The sequence below is a fragment of the Flavobacterium sp. genome (assembly GCF_044369455.1).
Classification (GTDB): domain Bacteria; phylum Bacteroidota; class Bacteroidia; order Flavobacteriales; family Flavobacteriaceae; genus Flavobacterium.
This window is the reverse complement of record NZ_JBIPLW010000008.1, coordinates 139,993-149,705: the sequence shown is the minus strand read 5'-3', so window position 1 is coordinate 149,705 and position 9,713 is coordinate 139,993. Positions and strand designations below refer to the sequence as shown.

Genomic DNA, 9,713 nt, shown 5'->3' with positions numbered 1-9,713 from the left:
TAATTATTCCTTTATTTTTTTTAGTAATATGTGCTCCATTATTTTTGGCGAGTTCGTCTTTTTTTGGATTTCTCAAATGGACATCTACTTGCATATTGGTACCACCAGCAAAGCCATAATCACCAGCCAAATCAACCTGCATAACACTTGTTTTTATTTCCATTGGTTTAATGGTTACAATTCCATTTTTCATATAACCGTCGCAATTCATTTTATCGATGGTTACGTTTTTAAAATCCCTATTTGGAAAAACAATCTTGCCCACTTTTTGAATAGGTTCAAAATTAATCAGCGCAGCATTTGATAATGTAAATTTTAGATTACCCGATAAAGATTTTTTGTCTAATCCAAAATCTTTTACTATAAACCCATTAATATTTGCATCTAAATTTATCGTTCCTTTTACAGTTTTTGAAGTTACTGTCGTTGAACCAAAATTTTCAAAAGAGTTTAATAATTTTTGAATATCAGTATTCTTAGCCATTGCATGTATGTTAAAACCTTTTTTATGGCCATAATCGGTTATGGAACCAGTAATAAAATAGTTGGCATTTTCATTTTTAATTGAAATCTCCCGCAAGGAAATTTTACTGTTGAGGAGAGAAATTTTAGCTAGGACATCTTTTCCAATAAAATTTTTATAAACAATTTGATTAACCTTAACATTAGTGATAATAGAACTGTTTTGAAACACTTTATTTACCAACTCATCTGAAGATTCATTTTTTTGTTTTTTACCTGTTTTCTTTTTTTGAGAATTCATAAGATATAGAAAATTACCTAAATCTATTTTCTCACCTACAATATTCCAGTTTAGTACAATTTTTTCAGGACTGTCATAAAATAAGTTCATAAAATTTTCTGAATACCCCGACATTTTAAAGGAGCTTCTTTCAGTATTTACTGTAATATTTTTGACAGTAAGTCGGTCTGTATTAAATTCAAATTGAATAGAATTATTAGTGAAATTCACCTTTCCAGGAACATAACTAAAATCGCTATTTATAACATCAACAGTCCCTAAAATAAAGGGTTTAGTTACATTTAGTGCAACAACATCAGCTTTAAATTTAACATTGACTTTTGCTTTTCCTTTTTTGAACACCAATTTATTATTTGTAGCAAGAGCGTTTAGTTTAACAATATCAAAATCTGATTCAACTGAACCTGAAGCTATAGGTTTTGTTAAATCTAAGATTCGTAAATTTTTTGTAACAAATGGAATTTCTTTGTATTTGCCTTTATAATCATTCAGAAGTATGGCAGAATTTGGGTCGCCAAAAATACCGTTTTTAGCATAATCATTAGTGAATTCTCCAGTCATACTGCAATTTGTAATTTCGTAATCTACTGCAGTCAGAGTATTATTTTTCATGTGTGTCACGACATGAATGTAGGGATCGCCTTGTACTTTAAAATCACCAATTATATCACACTTGACATCAAAAGCATCTTTAAAATCAAATTTATATAACTTATCACTAATGTTATTAGAGACCAAAGCCGCAGCATCGCTCCAATAAATGGATTTACTAAAAAGGTGAATGTCAAATTTGCTGTTTATTGAAGAAACGCCTAACGCTGCATCTACTTGAAAATTGGTTTTACCAATAGCTAATTTGTCTGAATGAACTATGACTTCTTGTTTTTCTTTACTATAATCTGCATTTATTTCACCTTCAATTAATTTATCTTTTGCAAAACTTCCACGTTGGGTATTAAAAGCCAAACTTTTGACCATCGTTTTTATGCTCACTTTTGCATTCCATCCCATATCGTTGGTTTTAATTTTAATATTTAAGTTTTCAGTTTCAAAAGCAAATCGTTTGTGTTTTATTATGTTTTCCGAAATGATGCTTACGTTCTTTAATTTTACTTCGTCAATTGCTACACTTAGCATAGATTTCGATTTAGTCCGATTTTTTGATGATTTTTTTGGACTTAAAGCTGATGCGTTACTGTAGCCGTTTTTATCAACAAAAATATCCAACTTGGCATTTTCTAATATAATGGTATTTATTTCTATATCGGTCAAAATGATAGACCATGGTAGTATTTTAACATACATACTTTTAGCATCTATAAATGTTTTTTTATGTTGGTTCCACAAACTGTCTTTAACAACAACATCTTTTACTTTTATGGTAATATTGGGGAAATGTTTAAAAAATAGAATTTCAACATCGCCAATTTTGATATCTCCCGAGAATTTTTCTTTAGTCACTTTGTTGATATCGGCAACAATCACCTTGTGGTGTGAAGAAATATAAAGACCAAGTGCGCAGTATATTACGAAGATTACTAAAACTAATATTCCTAAACCTTTAAGAATTTTAGTACTAATTGATTTTGCTTTTGGTAGTATATTCAAAAGAAATGAGTTTAGGATTGGTCAATGTGTTATTCAACATCAATATTGAGTAAATTTAGAAAATAAAAACTTCGGGAAACCGATTTTTTATATTTGTACTATTTGAAGTAAATAACTTTGATTATTATTTTTTCAACAAAAGTTTCAAATTAGCTATCCAGAAAATCTCAGATTTGTAAAATTGAAGTGTAGTCGGTATCACTTTATCTGACGTATCACGTGGTGATTTTTTTATGACTCTAGCAGTTGAACCCGTGAAATTTAAAATATGTTTTTCGTCTAAATCAGCTGTTTCAGTGGTGAATTTAATAATTTTATTTTCTACTTTCCATATTCCTTTTCCGTTTTTGTAATATTCGTTAGTGTTATTGTTTACGTAACTTGTGAAAAGAAAAGTTTGGTCAACATTTAATTGAAGTTTGTAATCAATGATTTCGTCTTTTAGCGTTTTTACATAAAAGATGTACGTTCCTGAATAATCTTGGGATTGGGCAGTGAAACTAAAGTTTATAGTAATTAAAAGTATAAGCAGTAATTTTTTCATATGAATTGGGTTTTAGTTATTATTGATGAGATTCCTCATACTTCGGAATGACAAGATTACGGATATTTAATAACAAAAAACTAATATCAAAAATCTTAATACTTAATACTCAAATCTTAATTCTAAAAATCACACCTGTATCACTCCCAAATTAAACTTCTTCTCAATCGGAGCATGATTTGCTGCTTCAATTCCCATAGAAATCCATGTTCGGGTTTCCAGTGGGTCAATGATAGCATCTGTCCACAATCGTGCCGCAGCATAATACGGAGAAACTTGGGCATCATAGCGCGCTTTGATTTTGTCAAATAATTCTTTTTCTACTTTTTCATCTACTATTTCGCCTTTTGCTTTAAGAGAAGATGCCTCTATTTGTGCTAACACTTTCGCCGCTTGAGTGCCACCCATAACCGCCAATTCGGCACTTGGCCAGGCAACTATTAATCTTGGGTCATACGCTTTGCCACACATGGCATAATTTCCTGCACCATAAGAGTTACCCACAATCACCGTAAACTTTGGCACCACCGAATTGGCAACCGCATTTACCATTTTGGCACCATCTTTTATGATACCACCATGTTCCGATTTACTTCCTACCATAAATCCGGTAACATCTTGAATAAATACTAATGGAATTTTCTTTTGGTTGCAATTGGCAATAAAACGCGTGGCTTTATCGGCAGAATCCGAATAGATGACACCTCCAAATTGGATTTCACCTTTTTTCGTTTTGGAAACCGTTCTCTGATTGGCAATAATTCCGACTGCCCAACCGTCAATTCTGGCGTAGCAAGTAATGATAGATTGACCATAACCGTCTTTGTACAGATCCATTTCGGAGTTGTCCACCAATCGTTTGATGATTTCCATCATATCATATTGATCCGTTCGCAATTTTGGAATAATACCGTAAATGGCTGCCTCCTCTAAAGCGGGCTTTTTAGGAGCTTCTCTATTAAAACCCGCTTTTTCATAATCGCCAATTTTACCAACGATACTTTTAATTCGGTCTAAAGCGTCTGCATCGTCTTTGGCTTTATAATCCGTAACACCCGATATTTCGCAATGGGTTGTGGCGCCACCGAGCGTTTCGTTATCGATGTTTTCGCCAATGGCTGCTTTTACTAAATAACTTCCTGCCAAGAAAATACTTCCTGTTTTATCCACAATCATCGCTTCGTCACTCATAATAGGTAAGTAGGCACCACCAGCCACACAACTTCCCATCACAGCCGCAATTTGGGTAATTCCCATACTACTCATGATAGCATTGTTTCTGAATATGCGTCCGAAGTGTTCTTTATCGGGAAAAATTTCATCCTGCATTGGCAAATAAACGCCAGCAGAATCAACTAAGTAGATAATTGGCAATCGATTTTCCATCGCAATCTCCTGTGCACGGAGATTCTTTTTTCCAGTAATCGGAAACCAGGCACCCGCTTTTACAGTAGCATCATTAGCCACAACAATGCATTGTTTGCCTTTGATGTATCCCATTTTTACTACTACACCTCCAGATGGACAACCACCATGTTCAGCATACATTCCATCGCCAACAAAGGCACCAATTTCGATACTATTCGATTTAGTATCAAGCAAATAATCAATGCGTTCACGAGCCGTCATTTTACCTTCGGCATGTAGTTTTTCTATACGTTTAGTTCCGCCACCAACTTTTACTTTAGCAAAGTGTTGTTTTAAATCGGTAAGTAAAAGTTTGTTGTGATCTTCGTTTTTATTGAAGTTAATGTCCATAATATTAAATTGAGCTTTATTTTTGGTGTTATGTTTGAGAATGTGCTAAAATACGAAAACGTTTTCAATAAGATTATTCCATGTGAATTGAAAAAATTAATTCATATTAATAAAGACATATTTTTGACGAGTTAATATTCACTTAACATTAAAAAAATACATTTGCGCCAATATATATAGAAAAACAATGTCACTTAACAATATTTTCCAGTTTTTAGTTCCAAAAGATAAAAAGTTCTTCCCTTTATTTGAACAAGCAGCAGCAGGTTTGATTTTATTGGCAGAAGCGCTTCATGAAGCAGTTAATGCTCCAAAAGCAGAGCGAGAAGAATATTTTAGAAGAATAGAAGAACTTGAAGCTGAAATCGAAGAGATTACCCATAAAACACATATAGAATTAAGTAGAAACTTTATCACTCCTTTTGATAGAGAAGATATTCACTCGCTAATTAAAGCTATTGATAACGTTGCCGATAATATGCACGGTGCTGCTAGTAGAATGCGTTTGTATCAAGTTGAAAAAATCACCAAATCAATTCGGAAATTGACAGAAATTAATTTAGAAGCATGTCAATTAATTGGTGTAAATATCAAAGAATTGAAAGCAATGAATCATAGAGCTATAAAAGATACGTGTAAAAGAATAAATAAATTAGAAAGTAAAGCAGATTCTGTATTTGACAGAGCCGTTGCTGACATTTTTGAAAATGAAACGGACGCAAAAAACGTCATTAAATACAAAGAAGTACTTTCTGCGCTAGAAATGGCATGTGACAAATGTAAAAGTGTTTCTAATGTTATGGAACAAATTTCTGTAAAACACTCTTAACCAATCAAAATTACAATATTTTAAGTTCCAAATTCCTATTTTGATATACATTAAGTGGAATTTGGAATTTGAGATTTTAATTTAAAATTTATGACTTTACTAATTGTTATTATAATTCTAGCATTAATCTTTGATTATATTAATGGATTTCACGACGCAGCAAATTCTATTGCAACTATTGTTGCTACTAAAGTACTAACGCCATTTCAAGCTGTGTTTTGGGCAGCTTTTTTCAACTTTTTAGCGTATTGGGTTTTCGGTTTTGGTGTAGCCGATACGGTTGCAAAAACAGCAAAAACCGATAGTATAAATTTGACAGTTATTTTAGCTGGCGTAATCGCCGCTATTGTATGGAATTTAGTTACTTGGTGGAAAGGAATTCCATCGTCTTCATCTCATACACTAATTGGAGGTTTTGCTGGTGCGGCTATTGCTCATGCTATAGCTCTACATGGTTTTTCTGATTATACAATAGTTCAAGATGGGGCAGAAGTTACCAAACATTGGTACAATATCGTGAATTGGTACAAACCAGCAGAGGATGGAGGATTGCCTTCAGGAGTATCGGTTATTATTGCCTTCATTGTATTAGCTCCCTTATTAGGAATGATAATTTCGTATTTTATTTCGCTATGGTTGATGTATTCTTCTAGAAAAAGTATTTACCCAAAAATATTCACAATTGTATTGATGTTACTGGTTTTATGGTTTTTATCAACGGTATTGGTTGGTTATGATGAAATCAAGAAACCAAGATTTGAGAGTAGGATTTGGAGTGTCATTTTTGAGCCTTCAAATATTAAATGGACTTTAGTTGCAATAATCTTTTATAGCATAGCTATTTTTAATTTATTATTTAGCAGTTTACCCACATCAAAAGCAGAAAAAGTATTAAAAAAAATGCAGTTGTTATCTTCTGCTTCATTTAGTTTAGGACACGGTGGAAATGATTCTCAAAAAGTTATGGGTATTATTGCGGCAGCAGTGGCTGTTTATTTAAATACCCATCCAAATGCGAATATGTCTTTTGGCTGGTTAGATTTGAACGTGGTGTTGCCATCTGAAAAAGATGGAGTAAAGATTGACGGTGTAATGCCTTCATGGATTCCGCTAACGTGTTACACTGTTATCGCTTTAGGAACCTTAAGTGGTGGATGGAAAATTGTAAAAACAATGGGTTCAAAAATCACAAAGGTTAATGCTTTTGAAGGCGTTGTGGCGGAATCTGCAGGCGCTTTAACCTTATTTATTACAGAACATTTTAAAATTCCTGTCTCAACCACACATACCATCACAGGTTCTATCATAGGTGTTGGAGTTACCAAAAGGGTTTCTGCCGTTCGATGGGGAGTTACCGTTAAGCTACTTTGGGCTTGGGTTTTAACAATTCCAGTATCGGCTTTGATAGCTGGATTTATGTATTATTTATTAAAGTTATTTATATAAAATAGTTTTCAAAAAATTTTAACTCCTTCAGATTTTTCTTTGGGAGTTTTTTATTCTTCTTTTTGATTTAATTAAAAAATCTCTTTAAAATCTTCGCTTAATTTTTTTTCCAATGTTAAGTTTTTCTGAGAAATGAAAACTTAACATTGAAGTATTGATTTTAATTGTATTTTTGTTTACATAAAATTTACATTAAAATAACATTAAATTAAAACATATAAGTACACTATGATAAACAATGAATTAACTACAAACGAAGAAGTGTCAAATTTAGAGACTAAAGTTCAGCCAACAGTTGAAACCAAACCTGAAGTGAAACCAACTCGCACCAGAACAGCGGCTGTAAAAGCAACTGTTAGCACGACACCAGCTAGAACTAGAGTAAGAACTGCAACACCAGTTGTAAAAAAGGAAGTTAAACCGGAAGTAATTGTAGTTGAACCTACTCCTTCCATTGAAGAAACTGTAGATACTACGAAAGATTCCGACAGAGAAAAAGCAAAAAAAGCTAAAGCAAAAGAGAAAGAAAAAAAGGAAAAAGCCAAGAAAAAAGAAAAGGCAAAGAAAGAGAAGCAGAAAGCTAAAGACAAGGAAAAAAAGAAAAAAGCTAAAGCAAAAGAGAAAGCTAAAAAGGCAAAAGCCAAAAACAAAAAAGCAAAGTCTAAAAAGAAAAAGTAATTTTTGAATTATCAAACCGATAGTCATACTGTCGGTTTTTTATTTTGTTCAAAATTAACAATTGTTTCGTTTTTGTTTTCATAATTTTAAGAACTAATCAATTAGTACTGATGAAAACTAAATTTCTTATTCTCGCTTTATTGATGCAAAGCACTTTTGCTGTTTTTTCGCAACCTAAAACTGTCGAGTACAAAGATGGAAACCAAATTTTAAGCGGACTTTCTATACTACCTGCAAAACAGTTGAAGAATAACCCAGGTGTACTAATTCTGCCTGCTTGGATGGGAATACAGGATCATGAAAAAGAAGTCTCCTATAAATTGGCAGACTTAGGGTATCAATCTTTTATTGCGGACATCTATGGTGTTGATCAACGTCCAAATAATTCAAAAGAAGCTGGAGCAAAAGCTGGTTATTTCAAAAAGAATATAAAGGAATACCAAACTAGAATTCAGTTAGCAATGGAACAATTAGTTAAGCAAGGTGCCAATCCTGATGAAATAGTAGTTATTGGTTATTGCTTTGGCGGAACCGGAGCACTGGAAGCAGCAAGAGCGAATATGAAAGTGAAAGGGATAGTATCTTTTCACGGAGGTTTAGGTAGAGATGAGACTAGAATAATTGAAAACATTATTCCAAAAGTTTTAATTCTTCATGGTGCCGATGATAAATACGTTCCAAAAGAAGAAGTTGAAAAATTCCAAGATGAAATGAGAACTTCAGGTGCCGATTGGCAAATGGTTTATTATGCTAATGCTGTGCATTCGTTTGCCAATAAAAGTGCAGGAAGTGACAATAGCAAAGGAGCGGCTTATAATGAAAAGGCGGAAAAACGTTCTTGGGAAGCGATGTTAAACTTTTTAAAGGAAGTGTTGTAAAATACAAAAGTCGATCTGGAGCGATCGACTAGTGCGGGGAGGTGTAACTTCCTTTCGGAATCCTCGATGCAAATATAGGTTGTTATTTTGAATTACAAATTATAAATTTTGAATTCATTTATAATTTATAGTTCAAAATTTAAAATTATTTATTAGAATCTTTTACCAATCGCTTTAAAATGGCCCATTGTTTTAAGGCATCACGTGCATCAACAGCTGGATAACCTAAAACTACTTTTCCTGCTTCAACATCGGCAGCAACTCCAGAACCTGCGCCAACTATAGCCCTGTCTCCGATAGTAAGATGATCTTTAATGGAAGCGCTTCCGCCAATAATAACACCATCTCCTAAAGTTACTGAACCAGCCAAACCTGAATTTCCGGCCATAATACAAAATTTACCAAGTTTGCAATTGTGTCCAATTTGAACCAAATTATCAATCTTGCATCCATCACCAAGAACGGTTGAACTAAATTTACCTCTATCAACAGAGGAATTGGCCCCAATTTCTACATTGTTTCCAATAATTACATTTCCAATTTGTGGAATCTTGACCAACCCTTTTTCTGGGCACGGTCTAAATCCAAAACCATCTGCGCCAATGCTGCAATTGGGATGCAATATGCAATTGGCACCAACATGACAACGTTCCCGAATGACCGCTCCAGGCCAAATAATTGTATGTTGTCCAATGCTACATTCATCTAAAATCGTAACATTGGGGTAAATAGTAACATTATCTCCAATAGAAACATTAGGTCCAATATAACTTCCAGCACCAATTTTAGTTCCTTTACCTATAGTTGCCGATTTATCAATTACGGCTGTGGGATGAATCTCAAATTCAAAAATAGGTCGAGCAGGAGCAAAGAGTTCCAATACTTGTGACATGGCCAAATCGGCATTTTTTACTTTTATGAAAGCCCGATTTTCTCCAGGTTCAATAGCAATATCTTGATTAACAACAGCTACACAAGCTTTAGAGTCTTCCCAAAATTTTTCATATTTTTTATTCCCAATAAAAGAAATCTCAGTTTCACTGGCCATTTCTAATTGTTCTGGAGCAGTTATTTTACACGAAGCATTACCAACAATTTCGCCTTGTAAAACAGCATTAATTTCCTGAAGAGAGAATGAATTCATGGTTTTTTGGTTTTATAATATCAAATTAAGTGAATACAATTTTGAATTCCTAATAGTTGTAGATT

8 protein-coding genes are annotated in these 9,713 nt (G+C 33.3%); 4 read left to right on the top strand and 4 right to left on the bottom strand.

What is annotated here, in order from left to right:
• From ACIQ2L_RS09570 to ACIQ2L_RS09560, 3 genes are all read right to left on the bottom strand, one after another.
• The coding region (locus ACIQ2L_RS09570; RefSeq protein WP_396158166.1) for an AsmA-like C-terminal region-containing protein at positions 1-2,371 on the bottom strand (2,371 nt) is incomplete at its 3' end.
• Between the two features lie 124 nt (positions 2,372-2,495).
• A complete protein-coding gene (locus tag ACIQ2L_RS09565) occupies positions 2,496-2,915 on the bottom strand; it encodes a hypothetical protein (protein ID WP_396158164.1) in 420 nt (139 codons plus the stop codon).
• Positions 2,916-3,044: 129 nt separating this feature from the next.
• Positions 3,045-4,673, bottom strand: coding sequence for an acyl-CoA carboxylase subunit beta (locus ACIQ2L_RS09560; RefSeq protein WP_396158162.1), 1,629 nt, complete (start codon positions 4,671-4,673; stop codon positions 3,045-3,047).
• A 187-nt stretch (positions 4,674-4,860) separates the two neighbouring features.
• On the opposite strand from ACIQ2L_RS09560, the gene ACIQ2L_RS09555 reads away from it, so the two are divergent.
• The 4 genes from ACIQ2L_RS09555 to ACIQ2L_RS09540 all read left to right on the top strand — a co-directional run bounded on the left by ACIQ2L_RS09555 (position 4,861) and on the right by ACIQ2L_RS09540 (position 8,504).
• Positions 4,861-5,502 (top strand): DUF47 domain-containing protein, encoded by a 642-nt coding sequence (locus tag ACIQ2L_RS09555; protein ID WP_396158160.1) that lies wholly within the window; start codon positions 4,861-4,863, stop codon positions 5,500-5,502.
• A 90-nt stretch (positions 5,503-5,592) separates the two neighbouring features.
• Entirely contained in the window at positions 5,593-6,948 is a 1,356-nt protein-coding gene (locus ACIQ2L_RS09550) for an anion permease (protein ID WP_396158158.1), read from the top strand.
• 228 nt (positions 6,949-7,176) lie between these two features.
• Positions 7,177-7,626 (top strand): hypothetical protein, encoded by a 450-nt coding sequence (locus tag ACIQ2L_RS09545; protein ID WP_396158156.1) that lies wholly within the window; start codon positions 7,177-7,179, stop codon positions 7,624-7,626.
• A 110-nt stretch (positions 7,627-7,736) separates the two neighbouring features.
• On the top strand, positions 7,737-8,504 hold the full coding sequence (locus ACIQ2L_RS09540; RefSeq protein ID WP_396158154.1) for a dienelactone hydrolase family protein: 768 nt from the start codon (positions 7,737-7,739) through the stop codon (positions 8,502-8,504).
• A 145-nt stretch (positions 8,505-8,649) separates the two neighbouring features.
• Here the strand turns inward: ACIQ2L_RS09540 and lpxD are convergent, their stop codons facing one another.
• Positions 8,650-9,648: a UDP-3-O-(3-hydroxymyristoyl)glucosamine N-acyltransferase gene (gene lpxD / locus ACIQ2L_RS09535; RefSeq protein ID WP_396158152.1), complete on the bottom strand. Its 999-nt coding sequence runs from the start codon at positions 9,646-9,648 to the stop codon at positions 8,650-8,652.
• Between the last annotated feature and the right edge of the window lie 65 nt (positions 9,649-9,713).